The sequence below is a fragment of the Aliidiomarina maris genome (genome assembly GCF_003987335.1).
In the GTDB taxonomy this organism is placed as follows: domain Bacteria; phylum Pseudomonadota; class Gammaproteobacteria; order Enterobacterales; family Alteromonadaceae; genus Aliidiomarina; species Aliidiomarina maris.
In genome coordinates this window covers 1-1,015 of the sequence record NZ_PIPK01000039.1, presented here as the reverse complement: position 1 = coordinate 1,015, position 1,015 = coordinate 1, and the positions used below count along the sequence as shown (strand labels likewise).

The following is a 1,015-nucleotide window of genomic DNA, read 5'->3' as shown; positions in this document are numbered from 1 at the left end:
TGATCCGTACCACTAAAAGTGGACACTTTGCTAAGCACTATTTTTTAATTCAAAGTTCTCTGGGCTGAGATAGCCAATAGCACTATGCCTTCTTGTCTTGTTGTAATCAACTTCGATGTACTCAAAGACTGCTCGGCGCATATTTTCTCGATCCATGATGGGCTCGTCCTGCAAGGCTTCGACCTTTAATGAGTGAAAGAAGCTTTCGGCACAGGCATTATCCCAACAATTTCCTTTTCGGCTCATACTCTGAGTAAGTCTATGTTTTTTAATTAAATCTCGATAATCGTTTGAACAATATTGACTACCTCGGTCGCTGTGAACAATGCTCCCTTCGGGAAAGCCTCTGCGAAATAAAGCCATTTTCAGAGCATCACACACCAACGTTGCGGTCATTCGGTTACTCATCGACCAGCCAACAACCGAGCGTGAATATAAATCGATGATTACCGCTAGGTACAGCCAGCCCTCACTAGTGAATAAATACGTGATATCGCCAACCCACTTTTGATTCGGAGCACTTGCCGTAAAATCTTGCTCCAGCAAGTTTGGCGCCACAGGCTGATTGTGCTTACTGTCCGTGGTGACCTTAAATTTACGTGCAGCCTTAGGTACAAGGCCCTGGCGTATCATACTATTGCGAATAGTTTTGATGTCGGGTGTCATGTCGAGCTCTGCCAAATCCACTTGGATACGCCGAGCGCCGCTACGCTCTTTCGAGTCAATAAATGCCTGCTTAATCGCCTCGTCTCGCTCAATTTGACGCTGCTCTCGAGGATTGACTGTCTGACCATGTTTCCGCCAGGCATAATACCCACTACGCGATACGTTGAGCACGTTCACCATCCGCTTTAAGCTGAATTGATGCTGGTGCTCAAGAATAAACTCAAATCTGGCTATTTTTGGTTCTTCGCGAAGTAGGTAGCCGCCTTTTTTAATATGGCCAGGTCCTCTGCCTGTTCAGCTAATTGACGTTTTAATCGAGCAATTTCAGCGGCTTGCTCTGCTTCTCTGG

The 1,015-nt window shown here is 46.0% G+C and carries 1 pseudogene; it reads right to left on the bottom strand.

The annotated features are described in order from the left end of the window. Positions 1-30: 30 nt before the first annotated feature. Positions 31-1,015 (bottom strand): annotated as a pseudogene (locus CWE07_RS14255) (IS3 family transposase); the annotation flags it as partial.